Annotated in this window: 23 protein-coding genes; 8 read left to right on the plus strand and 15 right to left on the minus strand. The window is 42.2% G+C overall.

Annotation, left to right across the window (positions count from 1 at the left end; all coding sequences use genetic code 11):
- The first annotated feature begins 137 nt into the window (after nucleotides 1–137).
- Nucleotides 138–1340, plus strand: coding sequence for an FtsW/RodA/SpoVE family cell cycle protein (locus tag V7K49_RS26890; protein ID WP_335208354.1), 1203 nt, complete (start codon nucleotides 138–140; stop codon nucleotides 1338–1340).
- Between the two features lie 38 nt (nucleotides 1341–1378).
- On the plus strand, nucleotides 1379–2224 hold the full coding sequence (locus tag V7K49_RS26895; protein ID WP_335208356.1) for a class I SAM-dependent methyltransferase: 846 nt from the start codon (nucleotides 1379–1381) through the stop codon (nucleotides 2222–2224).
- On the opposite strand, the gene V7K49_RS26900 is transcribed toward V7K49_RS26895, so the two are convergent.
- Entirely contained in the window at nucleotides 2199–4514 is a 2316-nt protein-coding gene (locus V7K49_RS26900; protein WP_335208357.1) for a COG1470 family protein, read from the minus strand. The two genes, V7K49_RS26895 and V7K49_RS26900, sit on opposite strands and share 26 nt — an antisense overlap.
- 13 nt (nucleotides 4515–4527) lie before the next feature.
- Nucleotides 4528–6765 carry a hypothetical protein gene (locus V7K49_RS26905; protein ID WP_335208358.1) on the minus strand — a complete coding sequence of 746 codons (2238 nt, stop codon included), beginning with the start codon at nucleotides 6763–6765 and terminating at the stop codon, nucleotides 4528–4530.
- Nucleotides 6766–7269: 504 nt separating this feature from the next.
- Between V7K49_RS26905 and V7K49_RS26910 the strand changes: the two genes are divergently transcribed.
- A complete protein-coding gene (locus V7K49_RS26910) occupies nucleotides 7270–11541 on the plus strand; it encodes a DUF4347 domain-containing protein (protein WP_335208359.1) in 4272 nt (1423 codons plus the stop codon).
- 166 nt (nucleotides 11542–11707) lie between these two features.
- Here the strand turns inward: V7K49_RS26910 and rpiA are convergent, their stop codons facing one another.
- Nucleotides 11708–12415, minus strand: a complete 708-nt coding sequence (gene rpiA / locus V7K49_RS26915; RefSeq protein ID WP_335208360.1) for a ribose-5-phosphate isomerase RpiA — start codon at nucleotides 12413–12415, stop codon at nucleotides 11708–11710.
- 191 nt (nucleotides 12416–12606) lie between these two features.
- On the opposite strand from rpiA, the gene V7K49_RS26920 reads away from it, so the two are divergent.
- Both V7K49_RS26920 and V7K49_RS26925 read left to right on the plus strand, forming a co-directional pair.
- The gene (locus tag V7K49_RS26920; RefSeq protein ID WP_334865106.1) at nucleotides 12607–13086 is read left to right on the plus strand and encodes a hypothetical protein; all 480 of its coding nucleotides are present in this window, start codon (nucleotides 12607–12609) and stop codon (nucleotides 13084–13086) included.
- Between the two features lie 153 nt (nucleotides 13087–13239).
- Complete coding sequence (locus V7K49_RS26925; protein WP_334865104.1) at nucleotides 13240–13920, plus strand: S-layer homology domain-containing protein; 681 nt, start codon at nucleotides 13240–13242, stop codon at nucleotides 13918–13920.
- 34 nt (nucleotides 13921–13954) lie between these two features.
- Here the strand turns inward: V7K49_RS26925 and V7K49_RS26930 are convergent, their stop codons facing one another.
- Nucleotides 13955–15220: a hypothetical protein gene (locus V7K49_RS26930; protein ID WP_335208362.1), complete on the minus strand. Its 1266-nt coding sequence runs from the start codon at nucleotides 15218–15220 to the stop codon at nucleotides 13955–13957.
- 426 nt (nucleotides 15221–15646) lie between these two features.
- Here V7K49_RS26930 and V7K49_RS26935 point away from each other — a divergent pair, with 426 nt between their 5' ends.
- Entirely contained in the window at nucleotides 15647–16267 is a 621-nt protein-coding gene (locus V7K49_RS26935; protein WP_334725560.1) for a CP12 domain-containing protein, read from the plus strand.
- A 68-nt stretch (nucleotides 16268–16335) separates the two neighbouring features.
- On the opposite strand, the gene V7K49_RS26940 is transcribed toward V7K49_RS26935, so the two are convergent.
- From V7K49_RS26940 to V7K49_RS26970, 7 genes are all read right to left on the minus strand, one after another.
- Nucleotides 16336–17451: an LptF/LptG family permease gene (locus tag V7K49_RS26940; RefSeq protein WP_334865177.1), complete on the minus strand. Its 1116-nt coding sequence runs from the start codon at nucleotides 17449–17451 to the stop codon at nucleotides 16336–16338.
- A gap of 305 nt (nucleotides 17452–17756) precedes the next feature.
- Nucleotides 17757–18485, minus strand: a complete 729-nt coding sequence (lptB, locus tag V7K49_RS26945) for an LPS export ABC transporter ATP-binding protein (protein WP_334865099.1) — start codon at nucleotides 18483–18485, stop codon at nucleotides 17757–17759.
- A gap of 28 nt (nucleotides 18486–18513) precedes the next feature.
- The gene (locus tag V7K49_RS26950; protein WP_334865097.1) at nucleotides 18514–19008 is read right to left on the minus strand and encodes an LptA/OstA family protein; all 495 of its coding nucleotides are present in this window, start codon (nucleotides 19006–19008) and stop codon (nucleotides 18514–18516) included.
- A gap of 233 nt (nucleotides 19009–19241) precedes the next feature.
- On the minus strand, nucleotides 19242–19634 hold the full coding sequence (locus tag V7K49_RS26955) for a DUF309 domain-containing protein (RefSeq protein WP_334865095.1): 393 nt from the start codon (nucleotides 19632–19634) through the stop codon (nucleotides 19242–19244).
- The gene (locus V7K49_RS26960; RefSeq protein WP_334792480.1) at nucleotides 19631–19996 is read right to left on the minus strand and encodes a ferredoxin thioredoxin reductase catalytic beta subunit; all 366 of its coding nucleotides are present in this window, start codon (nucleotides 19994–19996) and stop codon (nucleotides 19631–19633) included. The genes V7K49_RS26955 and V7K49_RS26960 overlap by 4 nt, the downstream gene beginning before the upstream one ends.
- Before the next feature lie 215 nt (nucleotides 19997–20211).
- Nucleotides 20212–21372, minus strand: a complete 1161-nt coding sequence (locus V7K49_RS26965) for a DUF58 domain-containing protein (protein WP_335208363.1) — start codon at nucleotides 21370–21372, stop codon at nucleotides 20212–20214.
- A 416-nt stretch (nucleotides 21373–21788) separates the two neighbouring features.
- The gene (locus tag V7K49_RS26970) at nucleotides 21789–21914 is read right to left on the minus strand and encodes a DUF2281 domain-containing protein (protein ID WP_335208364.1); all 126 of its coding nucleotides are present in this window, start codon (nucleotides 21912–21914) and stop codon (nucleotides 21789–21791) included.
- A 69-nt stretch (nucleotides 21915–21983) separates the two neighbouring features.
- Between V7K49_RS26970 and V7K49_RS26975 the strand changes: the two genes are divergently transcribed.
- Nucleotides 21984–22115 carry a hypothetical protein gene (locus V7K49_RS26975; protein ID WP_334865087.1) on the plus strand — a complete coding sequence of 44 codons (132 nt, stop codon included), beginning with the start codon at nucleotides 21984–21986 and terminating at the stop codon, nucleotides 22113–22115.
- A 229-nt stretch (nucleotides 22116–22344) separates the two neighbouring features.
- Here the strand turns inward: V7K49_RS26975 and V7K49_RS26980 are convergent, their stop codons facing one another.
- From V7K49_RS26980 to V7K49_RS26995, 4 genes are all read right to left on the minus strand, one after another.
- On the minus strand, nucleotides 22345–22563 hold the full coding sequence (locus V7K49_RS26980) for a tetratricopeptide repeat protein (protein WP_335208396.1): 219 nt from the start codon (nucleotides 22561–22563) through the stop codon (nucleotides 22345–22347).
- Nucleotides 22547–22810: a hypothetical protein gene (locus V7K49_RS26985; protein ID WP_335208365.1), complete on the minus strand. Its 264-nt coding sequence runs from the start codon at nucleotides 22808–22810 to the stop codon at nucleotides 22547–22549. The genes V7K49_RS26980 and V7K49_RS26985 overlap by 17 nt, the downstream gene beginning before the upstream one ends.
- 261 nt (nucleotides 22811–23071) lie before the next feature.
- The gene (locus tag V7K49_RS26990; RefSeq protein ID WP_335208366.1) at nucleotides 23072–23512 is read right to left on the minus strand and encodes a Uma2 family endonuclease; all 441 of its coding nucleotides are present in this window, start codon (nucleotides 23510–23512) and stop codon (nucleotides 23072–23074) included.
- Between the two features lie 66 nt (nucleotides 23513–23578).
- Entirely contained in the window at nucleotides 23579–23785 is a 207-nt protein-coding gene (locus V7K49_RS26995; RefSeq protein ID WP_442948694.1) for a hypothetical protein, read from the minus strand.
- Nucleotides 23786–23908: 123 nt separating this feature from the next.
- Here V7K49_RS26995 and V7K49_RS27000 point away from each other — a divergent pair, with 123 nt between their 5' ends.
- The gene (locus tag V7K49_RS27000; protein ID WP_335208367.1) at nucleotides 23909–24352 is read left to right on the plus strand and encodes a DUF29 domain-containing protein; all 444 of its coding nucleotides are present in this window, start codon (nucleotides 23909–23911) and stop codon (nucleotides 24350–24352) included.
- The last annotated feature ends 60 nt before the right edge of the window (nucleotides 24353–24412 follow it).

A 24412-nucleotide genomic window follows, 5' to 3' on the forward strand; every position in this document is an offset into this window, starting at 1 on the left:
AAAAATACTGATCTAGCAGTTTATTAAAGTTGACAATTTTAAGATTTATGGTTGTAAAGCTTACTTATGAGTTATAAGTTATGATTTATGAGTTTTATTGCTAACTTCTAATTCCTAACTTTTTACCCGTACTGATCGTGAATCTACGCCGCCTGATTCCAATTTTTGATAGTTCAGTCTCCAACTGGGCATTAGAAGCGCGGTTGTTGCGCTGGTTAACGTTGATTTGGCTGTTCGTCGGCTTGATCATGCTATTTTCAGCATCCTATCCTGTGGCTGACGCCCGTCATCATGACGGGCTGTACTACTTTAAGCGTCAACTGCTTTGGGTATTAGTTTCTTTAATCGGATTCAATATTATTGTTAATTTCCCATTGCAGAAAATTTTGGGACTATCCCATTGGTTTTTGTTGCTATTTTTGGCGTTAATTTTCGTCACACTGATCCCAGGATTGGGAAAGAAGGCTTTTGACGCAGCGCGTTGGATTGCGATTGGGCCAATTCCGATTCAACCCTCAGAATTAATTAAACCCTTTTTGGTGCTGCAAAGTGCGCGGCTTTTTGGTCAGTGGGAACGAATCAGTTGGCGGGTTCGCTTGGCTTGGTTGGGTGTTTTCGGTCTGGTACTTTTAGGAATTCTTGCCCAGCCTAACTTAAGTACAACAGCACTTTGCGGCATGACTATTTGGCTAATTGCTCTAGCTGCTGGGTTACCTTACAAGTACCTGGGAGGAACAGCAATTGGTGGAGTGATGTTGGCAATCCTCAGTATTAGTATTAAAGAGTATCAGCGTAAGCGGGTGATGTCATTCCTGAATCCGTGGGCGGATGCTACAGGAGATGGCTACCAGTTGGTGCAAAGTCTACTAGCCGTAGGTTCTGGTAGAACTTGGGGAGCCGGATTTGGGCTTTCCCAACAAAAGCTGTTTTATTTACCAATTCAGGATACCGATTTTATTTTTGCGGTGTTTGCCGAAGAGTTTGGCTTTGTTGGCAGTATGGTGTTGTTGGCACTTTTAGCTACATTTGCGACTCTCGGATTAATTGTGGCGCTGAAGGCTAAAAATATAGTGCATCGATTGGTAGCGATCGGTGTGACGATTTTGATGGTAGGACAGTCATTGCTTCACATCGGTGTTGCTACAGGTTCTTTACCAACTACTGGCTTACCTTTGCCCATGTTTAGTTATGGTGGTAATTCCATGATTGCCAGCTTAATAGCTGCTGGGTTGCTGATTCGGGTAGCACGCGAAAGTAGTGAAGCTGAGGTAGTACCGTTGCGGAAACCCCTGTTGGAAAATGGGCGCAGACGCCGAGCTTTTCAGAAAAATAAGAATTGAGCTACTACGCTCTTTGCACGATCAAAATTAAATAGATTATGAAAGACCTAAAAAAAACAATAATCAGCTACTCCAGCACAGACCTAGAACAGCGCAAAAACTGGTATTCTCCAGCAGCAAAAGCTTACAACAAGGCAAGACCCCGCTATCCTCAGGATTTGATTCAGCAAGTTGTGGAAGTTGCTCAACTCTCGACAGACTCAAAAATTCTGGAAGTGGGATGTGGCCCTGGAACTGCAACAGTAGCAATCGCTCAATTGGGTTGCTCAATGATTTGCTTAGAACCAAACCCAGATTTTTTCCAGTTAGCTCAACACAATTGTCAACCGGATTCCAATGTAGAGATTCAAAACACATCCTTTGAAGAGTGGAAACTCAAGCCATTTGAATTTGATGCCGTCTTAGCAGCAACTTCTTTTCATTGGATATCACCAGAAGTTGGATATCCAAAAGCTGCAAATGCCCTACAAGAAAATGGCTACCTGATTTTATTGTGGAACAAGGAACTTCAACCCAACTACGAAGTGTATCAAAGTTTATCACAAGTCTATCAACTACATACTCCATCTCTTGACCGATATGAAGACCAAGAAACACAAGATTATATCTTGAGACAATTAGGAAATATGAGCATTGATTCGGGGCAATTCAAAGACTTGATATCCGGACAAGTTATATCAGAAGTAACCTACACTGTTGATGAATATTTAACACTTTTGAATACTTACTCGCCATACATAAAATTAGATCCACACAATAAAGAGTCTTTATTTTCAAGATTGAGGCATCGCATAGAAGATGATTTTGGAGGCAGTCTTCAACTTTCATATATCTCTGCTTTTCACATCGCCCAAAAAGTTACCTCTGAGGGAAGGGAGTCTTAAATGGGCTATTGTTGCGTGGCAGAGTAGATGGAATTGGGTTAATGCTAGGAATAGGAGTAGGAGTAGGTACTACTTTTTTGATGACTGTAATTGCAAATCCTCTTTGCTGGGGTTGTTGCTTGCCAGATATGTCATTAACTTGCAGTGCGATTTGAGGCGGGAAGGCTTGATTGACTGGAAGTTTTATTGAGTCAACTGGTTTAACGTCATTGCCGTATGGCAGAAGTTTAACCTGAATATTTTCTCCCTCTACTTTCCAACTTAGAGTAGTAGATTCCCCTTCCTTGAGAACTAGATTTGGTTGCTCACTACCGTTGATTCTAAAAGAGACAATCTTAAATGGTTTTGGTAATATTTCAATTTTTGAATCAGTCTTTTTTAAACTATTTTTTTGACTTCCATTGTTAGAAAAAGCTTTGATTTGAAACGCAAAGTTTCCAGCTTTATTTGCTGGTATAGGAATATTTGTACATCGTAGTTGTTGATTTTGTTGTGTACATAGTTTTTGAACTTTAGGGTCGGCAATCTTACCTTGAATAAATTTATAAGCAATTTGTTGACCATAGGATGTACCATCATCTGCACTGCCAGCAATTTGAATTTGTGCCAACAATAATGGACGGGCAATTGTCCAACTTAAAAGAATATTTTGACCTTTTGTATATAGTGGTTTATCTGCTTGAAAACCAAGTACTTCAGCAATTTGTTTTTCAGCTATTTCTACTTGTGTTGTTTGGTTGACTACTTGATTATTTGGAGAAAATAATTGTATACCATTACGATAAAAGGCTTGTAAATCAAAAGTGTAATTACCTTTTGTTTTCACTCCAGTTTTAACGTTGCTACAAATTAGCTCATGTTTTTCTTGCACCTGACAAGGAGGTATTTCATTAGCACTTCCTTTACCTAGTGTTTCAGGAATGCCATTGCTAAAGTCATAGGTAATAGGCTGAATAGGTTGCGAACCTTTGGTCGTCAGAACCAACTTTTGCAACTGTTGATAATTGTGAATGTCCCACTTTAAAGCTACCTCATCCTCCTCTTCAGTAATTCGAGGGTTATTGGCACTAAAATTTTCTAATCTCAAAGGATCAGGATTTAAAATTCGCCAAATGATAAATCCTATCCCTCCGAGTAAGCCCAAAATTGCCAAAAGTAACAGAATAAATTGCCACAAAGGACGAGGTTTCCATACCAAACTTCCCTGAGGCAATGTGTTAGGTAAGGGTAGATTTTGTTCGTCTTTGATATCGAGTTGAAAGTTGACCACTAGTCCTGTACCAAACCACGGTCTTCGCCACCAAGGTCTGGGTTTGACCGTCAAATTGGCGGCCGCACTTCTATTGGGTAATAATCTTACTTCAGTCGGATCAAATTTGTAAGTATATAGTTCTTCTTCGTCTCGACTTTTTAAACTTAATATTAGTTCGCGAACAATATTGCCCTGGTTCGCTAGTGATAATTCGTACTTGCCAAGACTACGGCTAACTTGTCCCAAGATGGTATTAAGTTCTATATTTAGACGATAATTTGTCGGAATTTGGATGTACACCAAATCCAGCAGTACTAAGTCTGGAGAGCTTTCTGAATACAAGCGGATTGTCGGAGAATAGCTTCCCGCAAGGGTATCCCCAGGTGGATAAAATTTCAACAATATTTGACCTTGAGTACCAGGGTTAAGTTCTAGTGCACTCACATCAGACACCAACCCTGGCCCCTCAAGTCCAGTTGTGGGGTAATTGATTGTAAACCAGTCATCATCTAAATCTGGGCAACTCAAGCGGAACCTGTCTACGAGATAAGAGCGATTGTCAACTATCACCTCTACTTGCAGAGGCTGACTAGGATTGAAAATTAGTGGCTTGTTGGGGTTGGTGTTAGGGCTAATGGAAAATGTCGGGTCATTCACCCGAATTGCGGTCTGTTCTTTTAGTAAAACCTTAATTTGGTTTGGGAAGGTTATGGGAGTATCTTGTGGATAATGTAGAGGAGAATCTACGACTAGTGTATAGTCATAGGTTCCTGGGAGAGCATTTGCGGCGATTTGAAATTCAAATGTTACTTCGTCACTATTCTGTTGGGGAGCTAATGCTAAACTTTCTCTAGGAGAACTAGACCAACCGGTTAAATTTTGAAATACTTCGTCAAAAACAAAATATAAGTCAATAACCGCACTCTGGTCTCCCTGATTGATTACAACAACATACAGTTGAATGGTATCTCCTGGCATCCCAAATTGAATTCCAGGTGGGTTGATAATAACTTCCAGTGGATTAAATTTAGCTTGCATGTCATCGACTCCCTTATTTGATGCGGTGTAGTTTGACCTGAAAATCTTCACTACCACTCACAATCATGGTTCCTTGATTAGTTTTCAAGTCGATACTATTGATTTTTTTAGAGCTTTGGTAAATGGTTTTACCTTCTGCTGCCTTTGTTTTGTCGAGCTTATGTTCGGGGGTTAAGTACCAAACCACTACTCGTCCATCATCGCCACCACTTACTAACAGACTACCATCATCACTAAATGCCAGACTACGCACAGATGTTTTTGATGCTGACCATCGGTCTAGTGGCGAACAATTGAGTTCATTAACTTTTTCCTGTGGATTCTGATTTTTGAGAGTTTGGCACTGATTTAAATTCCAAATCGTAATGAATCCCGCAGAATCGGAGGTTGCTAAGATTTTTTCTGCTGAGTTAGGAACAAAAGCCAATCCCCAAATATAGTCTTCACGCCCAACTAATGGATCTAGTTTTTCTAGATTTTGGACTGATAAACCTGGGAATTGTTTATCAGATTGAGTTCGATTCCACTCCCACAAGATGAAACGCTTAAAGTTTCCGGCAATTACTAGAGTTTTTGCATCTGGGCTGAGATTTAATGCCCGGACTTGGAAACCTGATAGTTTCAATGTACTTTGTACGTCGATAACTTCTCGCGGTTCTGGCAGAAAATCGCTGTTAGGCGCTGGTCTTGACCATAATCTAACTTTACCACTGCCATAACCACTGAATAAGTTAAGTGAGTTTGAGGTGAAAGCTATGTCAAAGACGCGATCGCCTTTTGCCTTTGGATCTTTAAGGTCTTGAAGCTCACTGATCTTTGCACCTGAGGGGACATCTCTTAGTTCAATTACACCATTATCTAAACCAACAGCAACACGATTATTTTGTAACGGCATGAAGCGTAAGACTTCTACGGCGTCGTCAGTAATCGCCATCAAACCTTTGGGCTGTTGCGCTTTATCACAAGCAACAGGCCGCCCAGCATATGTTACTCTATCGTCGGGGTCTAACCTATCAGCACCAATGCTCCAAAGTCTTAAGGTGCAATCATCTGAGCCACTGACCACAGATAAACCAATGCCACTAAAACGCACTGAATTCACAGAACGTGTATGCATTACATCTCTTGGTTGCAGTATCCATGCTAGGAGTGCAGCTAATAATGCGATCGCAGCCAGCTGTAGCCATAGAGGTATAATTGACAGAGTCTCCACTTCCAATGTCTGCGTGGCGGGGTCTGTACTCCCTAAACGTTGGTCGGATAATTCAGATTTGGCCTCCAGCAACAAAGTTTTGCCGATTCCTACCCAAGGGCGTTTTGTTTTAACATCGAGGATGACTTTACTTGTCTCTCCTAGATGGAGATTGGCAATTTCGGGAAGCTTTTTGAAACTACATTTTCGCCAGTCTCTACCCTGCACTTGTAGATTAATTTCCTGGTTGAGGTTGCTAGCGTTTTTAAATAGTAATTCAAAGGAAGCTGTATCCGACTTCCAGTCAGGCAACCATGCCGATTTACTAGGAATTTTCAGGTGTTTTTGTGTAATACCAAAGTCTACAAAACCCACAGGCAAGACTTCAACATTACCTTCAGCACTAGTTGGATAACCATTATTGCTAACAGCTTCAATAGTAAAAGGGTAATTTTGACTGGGCGCTTGCATTACAGAAGGAGGTTGGCATTGGAATGTCGCTTCTGCTAAACCACCTGCTTCTAAGAATAATCGGCGTTCTGCACTACCTGTTAGCCAAGAAGGATCAACGCCTGTAAAACGTAGTACCACATCGGTAGGTTGTTGCCCCAAATTCCGCACCCGTACTGGTATATCTACAGAATTTCGGGGATAAACTTGGAACTCCCGCACAGGCAATTCTACACTTAAATGTGTTGGTCTGTTGTCTCGCTCGATTTTCAGCCTCAGCACAAGTCTGGACTGCTGTGCTAATTGCGGTGAAAAAATCTTCACCATCAGGTTGACAGTACCGACAAATCCCGGAATGGGTGTATTGAATATGAAGACTTGGAATATTGTACTACTGCCTGGTGGCTTCGCTGCTGCCACCTCTGGTTCGAGTCGATACCAGAGATATCCTGTGTTCCGGGTTTCTCCTGCTGCGGTAATTTCTATCTGAAAATTGACAAAGCGATCGCTGTCATTATTGACCGTTACCTCAAATGAGACAGGAGTATCACCTGGACGAAAGGTTAGGTTCTGAGTAGAAAGACTGGCATTAATAACACTTTTTTCCATGCTATTATTTATACTTGTTTAGTATTTTGCATGACTAAGACTCTTAAAAAATTAATATCTGCGAAAATGTCACAATAGTTCTTTTGGTTTGATTATTCAAATGTATATATTCAATATTGTGTAATAAATTTGTCAATTTATAAAATTCATTTTCAGAAAAGCTATATATTCAAATCGAAATTCATCAATTGAATATCTGGTACAATTCCCAACAAAACTTGATAAACCGGGTTTATGGTCGGAAAATTCAGGTTTTCAGGTTGAACCAGTATAAATGGGACCTGATTTTTGATGCCCATGCTAAATATAAGTTTGGCAACTTAGTAAAATTATATACTTATCTAGCTTTACAAAAGCGGCAACTTGCTAGATAATGGCAACGAAAGGGAAAATAATTAGTAAATATATAGTTTTTTTAGTTCTCGGTAGTTGTGTGAAAACCCTGTAATTACAAGGCTGAAGTCGGTTTGAGTTTCCCTCATCACCTTAGCTCAAAGTAACAAAATGGCTACGCTACATACCTCACACTTCCAAGTAAATCACGCAACTTCCACCTCCAATACCCATAGTCTAGTCTTGATCGACATGGCCGTTGAAGACTATAGCGATTTAGTCAATGGCGTGCTTGATAATACCCAAGTGTTCCTACTTGACTCGACACAGAACGGTGTTGAACAAATTACGGAAATTCTGAGGAGTTGCGCTGGCTCGAATTTGACTAATATTCATCTTGTCTGTCACGGTGCGCCAGGTTACTTACAATTGGGTAACACCCATTTAGGACTTGATACCCTCGAGGAATATAGCCAGCAACTGCAACAATGGCAGAAAATATTTTTAGCCTCTACCAAAAGCGATAACCCCTGGAACTTACTCATCTATGGTTGCAAAGTGGCTTTTGGTGATGCGGGGGCAGAATTTGTTGAAAAACTGCACCAACTCACAGGAGCGAATATTGCCGCTTCCCGTCAGCGGATTGGCAATGCAGCATTGGGTGGTAACTGGGAGTTAGAAGTTCGCACTGCTGATATGGAAGTAAATCTTGCGTTTGCAGAAACAACGCGAGAAGCTTACCCAGGAGTACTGGCAACGTTCACAGTGAATAATACCGGAGACACGGATGATGGGAATGCGAACAACGGCATCACCACACTCCGGGAGGCAATTAACTTAGCCAATGCCACTCCTGGGGATGATACCATAACCTTTGGGGGTGTATTCACTGATACTACCCCAGATGTGATCACCCTCACCTCTGGACAACTGACCATTACCAATGATATTACCATCTTGGGGACTGGGGCATCTAAGCTGACTGTAAGTCGCAAGAATGCCTCTACAATATTCGAGATATCGGGATTAGCGACAGGTGTCACTATTGATGGCTTGGCGATCGCTAAGGGCAGTATTAAGGTTAATAGAAATTCCATCCTCAGCGTAGCTAACACCAGTGTGTCTGGTAATATAGCAGAAAGTGGTATCTCTAACAGTGGTATCCTCGGTCTTACTAACACCAGCGTCTTTGGCAATACACAGGGCGGTATCTATAATGGTGGTACTCTCAGCCTAACTAACAGCAGTGTTTATGGCAATACCGGGGAAAGCGGCATTTTTAATGACCGTTCTATGGGTAAAACTGGTACTCTCAGCCTAACCAATAGCAGTGTCTCTGGCAATACGGCAAACTTCGGCGGTGGCATCTATAATCAAGGCGGTACTCTCAGGCTGACCAACAGTACTGTCTCTGGCAATAGGGCAAACTCCGGCGGTGGAATTTTTAACGGAAATGATAATGGTTATTCTTCGGGTTCAGCTACTCTAACTAATAGCACCATCTCTGGCAATATAGCGTTAGAGGATGGCGGTGGCATATACAATGGCTATTCCTACGTGGCTGACAACAGGCTCACCCTAATCAGCACCACAATTAATAACAACACAGCTGACTCAGATCGTAATGGTACTGGCAATGGTGGCGGTGTTTTTAGTTACCTTGATTCTTCTATTAACGTCAATGTTAGTAACACCATTATTGCAGGCAATTTTGACAACTCCACCTCCGGTGATATAAACCCCGACGTGCGTGGTGGACTGATTGACTCCGGCAATAACCTGATTGGCAATAAGACTGGTAGCACTGCCTTTACCACCAGCACCCTCATCGGCACAAGTGCTAACCCCATTAACCCCAAACTCGGCCTGCTGCAAAATAACAGTGGTGCAACCTTAACTCATGCCTTACTTGCGGGTAGTCCCGCTATTAACGCTGGCAAGAATTCCTTAGTTCCGGCTGGGATCACTACTGACCAACGCGGTGCTGGATTTAACCGAATATTCAACGGTGTTATTGATATTGGTGCTTATGAAGTCCAGCCCCCCACAACTAAGCCACCTGTTAATACTGCCACAGTGGTGACTAATGCCAACGATTCTGGGGCAGGGTCATTGCGGCAGGCTATCCTCAATGCCAATGCTACTCTTGGGGCAGATACGATTACCTTTGCGGGTGTGTTCACCGATGCCACCCCGGATATCATCACCCTCACCTCTGGGAAATTGACGATTACCAATAATATTACAATTTTGGGGACTGGGGCATCTAACCTCACCATTAGCGGAAATGATGTCTCAGGCGTGTTCGAGATATCGGGCACAGGCACAGATGCAAGCATTGATGGCTTGAAGATTGCTAATGCTAATGACCCCTTGGGCAGTATTTTGGTCAATAGTAATGCCAGCCTTAGCCTGACAAGAAGCACTGTCTCAGACAATAAGGGGGTGGTAGGCGGTATATTTAACAGAGGCACTCTCAGCCTGACGGGAAGCACTGTCTCTGGCAATAGCGGGTCGTCGTTAGGTGGAGGCATCTTTAACAAAGGCAACCTCAGCCTGACAAAAAGCACTGTCTCTAATAATAATGCATACGTCGGTTTCTACCCTGCCTATGGCGGCGGTATATTCAACATAGGCAAGCTCAGTATAACAGGAAGCACTGTCTCCAATAATAGTGCGTTCGCTAGTGGTCTTAATCGGGGAGGCCCTGACCCTTATCCATCCTCTGGTGGTGGCATTTATAACTTAGGCAACGTCGATATTACTCGCAGCACTGTCTCTAATAATAGTGCCGCAGACGGGGGTGGCATCTCTAACTCAGGTACTTTTAGCCTGACGGGAAGCACTGTCTCTGCCAATAGTGCATACTACAACGGCGGTGGCATTTATAACAGCGGCACTCTCAGCCTTGCCAACGACACCATTACAAATAACACATCAGAAGGCTTTTTGGGGGATATAGGCGACGGTGGGGGCGTTTTCAATAAATCTGATGGGACTGTTATTGTTGGGAACACCGTCATTGCAGCCAATTTTGATATGATACCCAACGGGTATTCTGAACCCTTTATCTTCAACCCTGACGTTTCCGGCAACTTTACCGATGCGGGTAATAACCTGATTGGCGATCGCACTGGTAGCACAGGCTTTACCACCAGTACCCTCGTCGGCACCAGCGCCAACCCCATTAACCCCAAACTCACCCCCCTGCAAAATAACGGTGGTGGAACCTTTACTAATGCCTTACTTGCGGATAGTCCCGCCATTAACGCAGGCAAGAATGCTCTGATTCCAGCAGGGATCACCACTGACCAACGTGGCGCTGGATTTAACAGAATATCTAAGGGTACAGTTGATATTGGTGCATTAGAGTTTAACGGGCTGAATGGAACCAATGGCGCTGATCATCTCGTGGGCAAGAACTATAGTGACATCATTAACGGTCAAGGCGGGAATGATACGATCACAGGGAATCAAGGCAACGACATCCTAACTGGTGGCGGCGGCAAGGATAAATTTGTTTACAACTTAGGTGACGGTGTTGATACAATCACCGATTTTGGTGGATTAGGTAAAAGCTCAAATCCCTCGGCAGCAATCATTGGCGAATTGGATACCCTGAAATTCCAAGGGACTGGATTGACAGCCAGAAATCTGCTACTTACCCAGAATGGTAACAATCTGGAAGTCACCTTTGAAGGGGTGGCTGATGACAAAGTTATCCTGCAAAACTTTCCCCTGGAAAACCTAGACAACCTATCGGCACTGGGCAATATCCTGTTTAATGGGCAAAGTAGCATTCTTGAAAGCTTTGATGTCTTCGATGCCAACTCTACCCAAAGCACCATCTCCAACAAGAACACAGTCACGTTTCTCAATGACCTGAACAACAATATCAATGGTTTTGACAACTCAGCTGATGTGATTAATGGTCAGGAGGGTGATGACTACATCAATGGCTTGAGTGGCAACGACTTGCTACGCGGTGGTACGGGTAACGATACCTTGGTTGGTAGTGCTGGTGATGACATCCTAATTGGCGGTAAAGGTAGCAATAACCTCAGTGGTGGTGCTGGTAATGACATCCTCCTTGTTGGTAATGATGATGCTGGGGATTATTCTGATGCTGGTGAGCATAATGATATCCTTTACGGCGGTAGTGGTAATGACCAGTTTATCTTTCAAACCGATAGCACTAATAATATAATTATTGACTTTAATCAGAGTGAGGATAAGTTAGTTCTTACTAACGTGTTTAAGAGTCGGGGCTACACTGGCAGCAATCCCATAGCTGATGGCTATCTACAGTTTGTGCAATCGGGTACTGCTACAAAAGTTAATTACTCTTCCTTTAGTAATGGTGGTGATTTCAATGAGACCTTGGCGACTCTGAATAATTTCACGGCTACAAATCTGGTAGTTGGTACTAACGTCATCGTCTAGCACTCAGTTATAGCCTGGAGTGAAAAACAGCCGTAGCAGTGCTACGTCTCTATTAGGGTTTTGGATAACGCATAATTAATTTCTGGAGATATCTATTGCTTAATTTTAGATTTTAGATGTTTCTAAAATCCAAAATCTAAAATCTAAAATCCAAAATCTAGAACTCTTACAGTTGCCGCACTAATGGCTGACCATCTTTGACTTCACCAATCAAAACTAAATCGACACAGTTAACGAAGATACCATTTTCCAAAACGCCAGGAATGTTATTCAATGTCTTTTCTAGGCTGACTGGATCTTCAATAGAGTCAAATTTGACATCTAAGACAAAGTTCCCTTGATCAGTGATCACTGGGCCAGCTTTTTTTACACCCATGCGGAGTTCTGGTTTACCACCGAGTTTTTTAATGGCATTGGTAACAGGAGTAATTGCCATTGGAATCACTTCCACAGGCACAGCGAAACTAGAACCCAAGCGGTCTACTAACTTACCACTATCTACCACGACGATGAACTGTTCTGCCAGGTAGTCTACGACTTTTTCGCGGGTATGTGCTGCACCACCGCCTTTAATCAAATTCTTCTGCGGATCAACTTCATCTGCACCATCAATGGCAATATCGATGTGGTCGATAGCATCCAAGGTGGCGAGAGGGACACCGTACTGCTTCGCCAGGACTTCTGACTGAAACGAGGTAGGTATACCAATGATATCTTTGAGTTCACCAGACTTGAGGCGATCGCCCAAAAACTGAATCGTATATGCTGTAGTTGACCCCGTACCCAACCCCACGATGGAACCAGATTTTACCAGGGCGGCGGCGGCTTTGCCAACTTCTTGCTTCATCAACTTTACGGGATCTGTTGCTGTCATTCCCAAAACTCCTGAAAAACTGACTATAGTCCATAGTAGTGGGCAGATAACGTCAAAAGATGAAAGGTAAAAAACAAGTTTTTGCTAATTTCTACTTCCTTAATTAGGGACTTCCAAAAAATAAAACATCATAGTGTCCGGGACAAAGGAAATGAATAATGTAATATAATGTATATTAATATACGAAAATTATGAATAAGCCACAGTACACTGCTTCTACTTTTGAGCAACTTTTCGCTGAGATTGCCCCGGAAGTAGCAAATACCTTCACGGTGGAGCAATTAGAAGCCATAAAAAGGGGTTTTGTCTCTCGTGGTAGGATCCGTCATCCTTTAGACATAAGAGTTTCAGTGCCAATTCCCGGATTAAGGTTTTATCTGGTGTTATTAGCAGGTTCAGAACGTCGCTCTAAATTGCGTTTACGCTCTGAAAAAGGTTTATATCCTTTTTGGACTCCAGCCAATATCTTGTTCCTCATCGGATTTCTAATCATTCTATCGGCTTGTGGCTACACTATATTTTCTTTTGCATTGTCTTCACTTACTCCCATATCTGCCTCGTATTACCCTGCTTCAATTCCTTGGATTGACGATAAATCAGAATGTGAATATACCAGTAGAGTCTGGCATGATGGGAAGTGCTGGGATTCTGAACACAGTCCTAATTTTTAAAATTTCTAGGTACACCCTACCTAGTGGGAGCAACATTGCCGAGTCTAAATTCGTCACTAGTTGAGTTACAGGTTATTAGGAATACTAAACTTCGCCTTAACCTCAATAACGTAGTTTTTTAAATTCATTTAGCAGCTAAAAGTGGTTATTATAATGCGTCAGCTTTCAATTACTCTATCTTTAGTGGCCCTACTACAAAACTTACCAGCAATTGCTCAAGCTCAAGTGCCAGAAACTACTTCTGGAATCCCATCTGATTCCATTCAACAGGTAACTACTGTCAAATGGATGACAAACTTTTCCGATGGCAAGTTTTATCCAGAAAGGTTAGTGAGTAGGGCCGAATTAGCATCAATTATGGTAAAAGCATTTGAGCTAAATAAAAGACAAGCTGTTAGCAAAGAAAATTTAGCTATTCCAGATGTTCCTGCTTCTCATTGGGCATTTAATGATATACAGACAGTCTTAAAAACTGACATTATGAAAGGCTATCGGGGCAATGAATTTTTCCCTAATCAAAAGGTGACAAGGGCAGAAGCTCTTGCTATTTTCGCCCAGGCTTATGGCGTATTTCAGTTTCCTGATGACGCTGTTAATGAGATTCTGGCTTCACATCCAGATGAAAAGTCTATCCCAGCTTGGGCTAGAAAAGCGATCGCTACAGTGGCTAGTGAGGGATTTCTTAATACAGATGCTCAAGGAAATATTTCCCCATTAAAACCTGTTACCCGTGGGGATATGGCTTATGTATTGAGTAAATATTTGCAACGACAACAGCGACAACCCGAAACACCAGAAATTCCGGTTATTCCAGATAGCCCACAATCTCCTTAACTGAATAAAATTCAGTTAAGCGACGTGTTTAAAATCAGTTTTGACCCGGACTTCTATACTTGTCTCGAATCTGGCGAAGATATAAGGAATTAGACTGTGTTGGTTGCTGCAACACATAATTCCCATAATTAGACTGTGGTAGTTGCGTCGGTTGCTGCAAGCCATAACTCCCATAATTAGACTGTGGTAGTTGCGTTGGCTGCTGCAAGCCATAATTCCCATATCCCACAGGGTTTATTGGGGTGACAACGCCTTGACCCGGAATCTGCCTAGAGTAAGGTGAAATATTACTTGGTGCGGCAGAGCTGACTGGGGGCGTCACTGGTGCTACATTAGGCACTACCTGACCACTATTTAAATTATTATAGGGATTTTGCGGTAAGTTGGTACCCGTTGACGGATAACCTGTACCAGTATTTAACCCATTACTAGGCAATACCTGACCGTTATTTAAATTATTATAGGGATTTTGTGGTAAGTTCGTACCCGTTGACGTGTAGCTGTTCCCAGCAGTTAACCCACTACTTGGTAGAGAATTCTGACTGGGTAAGCTGTTGATCGGTGGCATTAACGTTGTTCCTGAGTCAGAGACTCGACCCAAGGGATTTGTCTGAGTTGCAGTGATCCCATTGAAGCTAGACGATTTCTGGTTTTTTGATTGGTTGAGTGCTGCTTGCAGAGGGCTGAGGGAGACAGAATTTTGATTTTTTTTGGTTTGATTAGTGAATCCAATATCCAGGCTAGAGGATGTTTGTTCCCCCTCTGTTGGTTCAGACCCTGTATTTAAGGTCTTCAGACCTAGAAACTGGTTATTACTATCAACCGTCCCAGTCCGTAATAAATTTTCTGTTTGGACAACAAAGGGATTTTTCACGGCTGGGGAGGTGTCGCCATTAACGCCTAAACCAGGATTTAATTTGGTATCACTACCAGACTTTTGTTTGTTAATTACATCCTCTAATAAGCTTTTGCTCTTTTTTTCCTCAGTGTTTTCATTAGGGGTATTTGGCGTTAATGAGACAGTTGCTTGGTCAAAATCATTAAACAAAACTGGCAGGTTATCAATATCTGCGGCAATAGCTCTGTCTTCTGCTGACAGTGAGGAATCAGCAGGCTGTTGTGAAGCGACTTGGTTTTTTTGCTTATAAACGAAAAAATCTGGGTTTGACCAGTATTCCCAGGTTACTAGCCCTACTATAGATAAAAAAATTGCAGTTCCCCAAAAACCAGGTCGCCCTAGATTCCATAACCTGGCTTTGAGATAGCGTAAGTAGGCGGGAGGATAATGACGATTTGGCATGGGATTGGTAATTGAAATTTACTTGAAATCGGAAAAACTTGACGAAAGTTGAAAGCGTTGCTGTTTAATGCTTTTGCTTTCCTCAACAGAAAATATCTCAACTTAAGTTTGAATGGTGATTTCATCCTAACTTCTCCATCAGTTATTAGTCATTACCAATAGACATGTAGTAGTCAAAAATTTACTTTTTAGCGGCTGGAGTCCTTTGGCAAGATTTTCTAGAAAGTTATGGTAATTCATGCTCAGTTTTTGGCTATCGGTCACATTGGATAACATCAGGAGTTGACAACTGGTCTAATTTATTGTTGTGGCGGGACAAAAGTTCAACTTTTTTACTTTCTAGTTAGCAAACTGTGCGCTGCAATGCTTCGATACGCCTCTGAGGGCACTGTGCTGCACCGTACTATTAACCAGGAGACTACAGCAATGATGAAAGCTGAAGATATCATGACCAAAGATGTAGTTACCATTCGCGGTTCGGCGACTGTTGCTGAAGCGGTAGGGGTAATGAAGGAAAAAGGATTGCGGGCGCTGGTTGTGGATCGTCGCTATGACAATGATGCTTATGGCATTGTCACAGAAACGGATATTGTCTATAAGGTAACAGCCTACGGTAAAGACCCAAAGCAAGTGCGGGTTTACGAAATTATGAGCAAGCCCTGCATTGTGGTCAATCCTGATTTGGGTGTGGAATATGTAGCCCGGTTATTTGCTAACACTGGTATTCATCGAGCACCTGTGATTCAAAGCAAGCTGTTGGGCATCATCTCGATTACCGACATTTTGACCAAAAGCGACTTTGTGGAAGCTCCAAAAGCCCTACTGCTGGAGGAGAGAATCCAAAAAGCCATTGAGCAGGCTCGGTCTATTTGCACCGGACAAGGTGCTTATTCTAAAGCCTGTGCAGCTGCCTGGGATGAGGTAGAAGAACTTCAAGCAGAAGCAGCTCATCAGAAATCTGAGGGTATGGTATCAGCCAAAGTTTCTTTTGAAGAATACTGCAAGGAAAACCCAGATGCACCTGAGTGTCGAAGTTATCATCCGTAATTGAGGTGTGGGGATGAAGAGGAAGGGGGCAAAAGGGCAGAGAGACGCTCCCCTGTTCCCCGCTTCCTCTACCGTTTGGCAACTCGCATCAATAAAAATAAACCTATTCCTAAAAAAAGAAAGTTCGGCAACCAAGCCCCCATAAAGGGAGAGAGGACACCTGCTTGCGCGATCGCACCACCAATAAAGAAAATTAAGTAGTACGAAAATATAACTACAACGCTAATCCCAAAGCTGGTACCTCTTCCAGTTCGCTGGGGTATGCTTCCCATCGCTGCACCTACCAAGCCAAAAACTACACATACAAAGGGCAAAGAGATTTTTTGTTGAATCCGCACTTCGAGTTTACGAATTTTTTGGCGATCGCCACCGAGAAGTTCCACTTGTAGTTGATCTAGGGCTTCAGAAATATTCATCTCACCATAATCGCGGCTTTTTTCTGCCAGACTTAATGGTGTGCGCGGTAGTTGCAGTTGTTGGTGTTCAAATCTAACAATGTTGCGATAGGAGCGATCGGCAGCAACAAAATAGATCGTGCCGTTGTAAAAATCCCAGACATTTTGAGAAGCATTCCACTGGGCAGATTCTGATACCACAATTTGATTCAGACCTTTTGTTGAGCGGTCTATAATCGTCAAACCTTTCATCCGCTTCCCATCAAACTGGTCTGCGTAAAACAACCGTGTCAATATCCTATTCTTAGAGCCATCTGGCTGGAGAGCATCCTGATATTCAGGATAGAAAATATTTTGCTGTTTAAAAGTTGGCTTATCTGATTTCAGGGCTTTATCCAGAGTCATTGCCGCTTGGTAATTTGCTGCTGGTGCAATTTGTTCGTTAAACATAAATGTCATTCCTGTAACCACAAGACTCAACATCACAGCAGTTAGCACCATGCGATAGACGCTGACCCCACAACCACGCAGGGCAATTAGTTCGCTCTCGCTAGAAAGACGACTGTAGGTCATCAAAGTAGCCAGCAACGTAGACATGGGGAAGGCTAAAACGATAAAGTTGGGAAATTTTAACAAAAAAACTTGAATCGCAATGTCTATAGGTAGCCCAGATTCTACGATTTTTCTGATGAGATCAAATACAGCATCAATAGTGACACCAAGTGATGAAAAAGCTCCGACACCAAAGAAAAACGGCGCTAACAATTCGCTGGCAAGATAGCGATCCATGATCGTAAAAGGCAGCAGCGAATGGAGGTTGTAGAAAGACGTGAACTTCTTTGATATCATAAGCAAAATTCAATAGTTAAATATTGGCAGCTCTAGTGAAGTAAAGTATATCTACTGTATTTAGGATCAAAATTTCATTTTAAATAGCTAAAGTTAACTAATAAATTCATGCTTATACAAATTCTTTAGAAAACTGCACAAAATTAAGCTTGGTCAGACTTGGGGCAAAATTCCCTTGTTCTAGAGCAACCTCAGAATAAAAAATCAAAATAGCCTTTGAAATTATTAACTAAATAATTGTTAATTTAGACTTGAAAATTATCCCCTAAATAATATTGCCGCACAAGGGAATTGCCGTAGAGTTCGTCAGTAGCGCCAAAAGCGAGAATTTGTCCCTCGCGCATGATGTAGGCGCGATCGGTGATCGCCAGGGTTTCGCGGACATTATGATCTGTAATTAAGATTCCCATGCCGCGATCGCGCAGTCGGGCGACGATTTGCTGAATTTCTGAGACTGCTATAGGATCAACTCCAGCAAATGGTTCATCCAAAAGTAAAAATTTTGGACCTTCTTGTCCAGCAGCTAAAGACCTTGCTAATTCTGTCCGCCGTCGCTCACCACCAGAAAGTTGAATTCCTTTGCTATTGGCTAATTTTTCCAACCGAAACTCCCGCAGTAAAGTTGTGAGTCGTCTTGTCCACTCCCATCGTGGCACATTAGTTTGCTCTAGCACTAACAGAATATTATCCTGTACCGAAAGTTGGCGGAAAACACTTGGTTCTTGTGCTAGATAGCCAATACCCAGTCGCGCCCTTTTGTGCATTGGCATTCCCGTAACGTCCAGATTACCTAGCCAGACTTTTCCCTGATTGGGTTTTTCTAAACCTGTGGCAATGTAAAAGGTCGTCGTTTTACCAGCCCCATTGGGGCCTAGTAAACCAACGATTTCGCCCTGAGCAACAGAAAGATTGACACGATTGACAATTACTCGCCTGCCGTAAGATTTATGAATATTCTCTAAAACAATTTTCATTGTTCGCGCCCTTTCTTGATAGTAGATGCTAATTAGAACGCTTAAATGCTGGTGTCTGTGGAGCAGGTTTTGCAGTTTGTCCATCATTATCTGATTCCTCGATCATGTAGATGGACTCTACCTGACGATTGGATTGGGGTAAGGCAACAAATCGCCCTTGATCAATTAAATAGGTTACTTTCTCCGCCCGGATACTGTTACCGCCCTGTTGCAAAATATAGACATTGCCACTGAAATCAATTCGGCGTTCCTTACTAAAGTACTGTGCTTGGGCAGATGTTGCTTGAATTTGGCGAGCCGGATACGACATTTGCACGTTACCACGAGCAGTGATTACTTGATTTTTGGCGTCATATTCTTGGATATCAGCACGGATAGTGAGGGGGCGATTTTCTCTAGGTGTTTGTGCAGTAGCAGTTTGCAATTGGTTAGGGAAGGCGACGCCCAAGAGTGCAACTGGCAGCATTAAAGCTAATCCAAAGCGACGCATCTGGGATATGGGCAATTGATAGCAGGGCATCATAGCAATTGGGGATTCAGGATTTCAGCTTGCATTCTAATTATCTCAAGTACTTTATCCAGAGATGAAATATCCAATCTGGAGTGATTTACGATAACTACTGGCTGAAATAGTGACGCTACGCCCAACCTCAAGGTTTCAGGTAATTGGCATTTAAGTGAAAATGACGTAGGCACAATTCATGAATTGTGCCTACCAAGGATTTCGGGCAACGCATAATTAATTTCAGCAGATGTCTAATCAGTAGTTAGCAGAATTATAGGCAATGATAAGACTTGATTTTCACCCAGATCACCAGCCATAATCAAGTCTGGCCCTATTTGTTGTAATGTCGTCAACAACACTGCGCTCTGACTCAATAGCTCATCGACATCAACACCGCTGTAACTAGATGGGTAACGGCGTAGGCGATTGCTGCCTTCTCCGAGTAGAATTACTGCACCTCGCCAGTTCCGATTCTCCAAATGATACAGCGCTACAGCAATTTGGAGAATGCCTTGATAAAAGGTTTTTTCCGGTTCGCCAGCTTCAATCCACAAAGCTTCTAAAGTGTCATGACAGGCGTAGAACTCACCAGAATTGAACTGTTCTACGCCTTGCCAAAACTCTTGGGGGATGGTTTGGCTCATCCCATGCTGTCTCGGACTTCTTTAATTGTTTCGAGAGAGATTTCTTGTTTTTCTCCAGCAAACTCGTTCTCAGGGGTAAGGAACAACATGCAGTGACACTCTTTGCGTTCTCTCATTGGTACACAGGGACAGTTCCAATATGTGCCGTGAACCTCAGCCTCTTTATCTTCGTAGTGGCGACAGGGACATAAAGGCGCACCCAGTTCATCTTTATGTTTGGCTAGTCCCTCGATCACAACTGCGGTAACAGAAGGTTCAGAACAAAAGTATGTTCCAGTCCGCTTGGCGTATTGTTCGGAAAAATGCCGCATTGCCTCTAGGCTTTTATCGCTGGATTTTGTGTTAGCTTCTGATGAGATCATGTGGATCGGCGACTCATAATTTAAATATTTCTTTGCATTGTACCTCAGCCTCATGTAGGGATTACTGGGTGTTTTTCCCCAACCTTACCTGCTCAAATTGTTTTACCTTTGCTCAAAGGCTGATATGTCCGGTGGGCTGGGATCAGACAAAATCTAGGAAATCGCAGAAGCTTAACTTCTCAGCAGTCTTTTGGAATTATAAAATTTGAATTGATTTATGAATGTAATGTTTTTTGTAGTTGGAGTTGCAGAGCGTAATCGCTTTGCAAAATTATACCAGGATGTTCCCAATTGATTACCTCTTGTGCTGGTGGTGAGGAAATATTTGGCCACAAAACCCAGCGACTGCCTTGAGGAAGAGTAGAAAGGCTCAGGGAGTTTTGAGTCAGCCAAATCAAGGGATAGCTTTTAGGAACTACTGAACTGGCATCTTCTAGGGCTGTGGTTGCTGCTAAGGTTTCTAAAACAAAACGCTCACCTTTGATTAAACTTGTTGATGCTGTCCAGAGTTGCACCTGTAATTGCTGTTGCTGTGCATAAAAATACAGTGATGCTGCGGCAATTACTGCTTGTTCAAAGTTTTCTTCTTCCCAATTGCTAGTACTATCAAGGGCAATAACTATCTCTTGTCCACCTGTGACCATTTCTAACTCCCGCACCCTTAATTCGCCATAGCGGGCGCTAGTCCGCCAGTGAATTAGACGAGTAGGATCTCCGAGGCGATAAGGACGGAGCGATCGTACCAGCCCTGTTGTCGCTGTCTGCAAGGGTCTACCACGAGGATCGCCCCTTTTGCTCTCTTCTTGTCCCATTTCGTCTACTAGGGGGCAGGTAGCCAAGGGTAATACTGTGGGATAGACGATCGCTGTGGCAGCACACTCACGTTGACGGCGACACCAAAACAATCCCAAAGGCGCACCAGAACCTAGTTCGACTGTGTGCCAACGATAGACACCCCGGCGCTGGGTAGGGTGGTAATATACCCAACGGTAACTACTTTGACTAGGAATTGTTTCTATTGCCTTTTGTACTGGTTTCCCTAAGACGAAGGGCAACATATCCTCAATTTGCAACAAGCTTACAGGCTGCTGTGTCTGATTGCGGATTTCTAATTCTACCGTCAGATCATCGCCGGCTGAAACAGGTTGGATAGGACGGCGGGAGATGGCTAGACCTGTGAGCGATCGCGGCGGTAAGATGGCTGCTACACCCAAAAGGGCAAAACTGATGCCACTAATGGCGTATAGCCAACCAGCCATCGTATTGATACCTGCGCCAAAAAAACAAATAGCCGTTGCTGCTAGCACCCAACCACCGTATGCAGGGGTACAAGCGCGAGTTTCTAACCAATTGGTGATGGGTTTGATGATTTTCATGTTTCTTTTTTAACTCAACACCACCCGAAATTCACAGTGGATCAGGGGTTCGCTAAAAAAGCCATACATAACCAGGTTGTGACTAGAGGTTTTGTCAAACCCATAACCGCAGTTCGATAAGCCCTGTGCTGGGGTTGGGTGCGATCTACCAAACAAAGTAATACCCCAGCATCGCACAAAATCACAGGTTGAGTCCTTGTTGCCGATATTTAGTGAGCAGGCGTTGCTGATATTCACTGATTGGCTCAGTTGGAGAGACTTCTAAACCATCAACTACTTCAAACCACTCTGCCCATTCTCCAGAGAGATTGGTTTCAGGTTGAGGATTAACTGTACTAGTACCGCAAGGCGGAAGTCAAAAGTCAAAAGTCAAAAGTATTATGGAATGGGCTTTTTAGGGATTTTAAATGGTTGCTCTATTTACGCCGTGGCGTACTAGGTTGATGTTTATGGAGGATGAAGTCGATAAAGTCATTAATCTCTTGTAGAAGCGGTTCTGGAAGTTGCTGCAACTTTGCGATCGCGGTTTCTAGAATCGTCATCAGAATCACCTCTGCCAAAATTCCTGATTTTGCATCGACATAAAATTTTTTATTCTTCTACTCTACCAGATGAATATTTTCTATGGATTACTTGCTCTCAGGGCGATGTCTACGACGGGCTATTTGGCGTTGCACTTGGCTTGTGCAGTGATGAAATTAATGGGCGATGTCTACGACGGGCTATTCGGCGTCACACTGTAAATCTATGCTGCTAATTAGCGAAAGGGTTACGGGGCGGAACGCACGTCGCTATGTCACGAATAGTTCTCAGAATTGCATCTTGTAATCCTCTTTATTTTTAACACAATGCTGACAACATTGCGGTTGGCTAACCGGAAAAAGTGTTTGGCGCGTTGGTAAACTTTGTCTAATAGGTAATCGTGATTTAATTATTCATGACTCTTGTTAATACTCTTTTCGCACTCATATATCAGAAAAGACCTAAGAACTTTTTTTTCTGTCCTTGAGCCTTCAAAGCAGTCTCCAAATTGTTATGAGCATTTACATAGTTAGGGTCAATTTGAATGGCTTTCCGGTAGGCTGTGATCGCCTCATCCAACTTTCCTTGAGCCTGTAGAGTAAACCCCAAGTTGACGTGAGCATTTACATAGTTAGGGTCAATTTGAATAGCTTTACGGTAAGCTGTGATCGCCCATAAATCCCATCAACTTTTGAGCATTGGCTACATTCACCTCAGCCATTAATAGACCCACCAGAAACCCGCCTAATGCTTTGTTACCCTCTGGTGGACTGGGATCAAGAACACGACCAACTGCATCTACCTCGTCAATTTGCTTGAGTTCAGTAATTAGCCGTTGAACCTGCTCGTCTTTTTCTTCCGCATCCAAGTCAGGGTCATTGAAGGCGATCGTAAACTTAATACTATTTGCGGTCATACTGCACTAATTAGGGTTTAGTCAGTTTTATTATCTACTGACAATTATCACAGTTATACCAGTAAAAACCTCATGCCTTAATTAACAGAACAAACAGTTGTACAAATCTTCACAGAAGACATACTTATCTTTTCGGTTACAACTCCGACAAACAAGACTAGAAAGTTTCAAGGACGTGAGAAACCCGGAAAAGCTATGCACAGAGGAAGGCGTATAAATAATTGAATTATATTTATCTTTTTAAGTTTTTCTTCACTAATGTCAATTTTTCTGTTGTAACCAAGCAAAAATTTCATCAACAGAGAGTGTTAAATTCATATCTTCTAACACTGATAATATATCTTGTCCTACTAACAAATCTGGTAAAGAATTAGGCTGATAAACTAAAATACAGCGTTCACTTGGATCAATCAACCATCCTAGCTGACTGCCATTTCTCAAATAGTGTAAAATATTGCCAGTTACTTTCGTTTGACTTTGAGCAGGGGAAAGAATTTCGATAACCCAAGCGGGTGCAAAATCAATACCACTGCTAATAATCTCACCGCTTTCATCCAGTGGTAGTTGATTGGTAGAAATAACAACCACATCAGGGACTACTGAACTATTACCGCAGGTACAGCGTAATTCAGGAAAAGCTTCGTAGTTACTGCCCAACGCATCAATCACTGCAACTAAGTAGGTGGGCGTTAAAAAATACAACTAAATTAAGAAATATAAATTAATTAAAAGCTTATATTGAAAGCCTTTCTGGTGCTTTACATAAGTTTAAGTAGTTGGGTTTAATTGCGCCCACCTACTTAAACGTTTTTGCAATAAACTGTGTTTAGCCCCTCCCATTGGTTTCTGAATTGCCTCTTTGTTAATATATTCCCAAGCTGGTGACTCCTCAATGTATGGAAGTTTTAAGAACTCCTCTAGAGTCGTGCTTTCTGTAACTGGAATTTTTCCTTGCGTCAACCCAATATTTTTCATAATGTGGAGTTACTTAGGAATTGTATGCACAACTTAACAAGTTATCTGGATTTGGGTGGTTTGCATCTATAAATTTATAATTGTATATGATTAAATTATGGAATGTAGGTAGAAGGTAAAAATATGACAATTACTACCAAATTAAAACAACTCTATGAAACTGATGAGAATTTATGGTTAGAAAAAACTATTGAATTATTAAAACAAAAACAGTTTAACCAACTTGATTTAGAAAACTTAATTGAGGAATTAATCAGTTTGGGGAAAAGAGATTTAGCTAAAGCCAAAAGTCTTTTAAGGCAAATTATTATTCATATATTATTACTCCAATATTGGCAGATAGAATATGAAAGAAACTATCGTCATTGGATTGGAGAAATTAAAACTTTTAGATATGATTTAAATAATCATTTAACGACGAATTTAATAAACAAGTTACAGGATGATTTAGAGAATATTTATCAAAGTGCGGTTGATTTTGTGAAAATTAAAACCGATTTAACTATTTTTCTAGAAAAGTGTCCTTACACTCTTGTACAATTATTAGATGAAAATTATTTACCTTAAATATATCAGTCTTATGTGATTTTTGTAAAATGAAAGCAGCACCGAGAGGCGATCGCACTG

The sequence above is a fragment of the Nostoc sp. genome, from assembly GCF_036919675.1.
In the GTDB taxonomy this organism is placed as follows: Bacteria; Cyanobacteriota; Cyanobacteriia; order Cyanobacteriales; family Nostocaceae; genus Nostoc.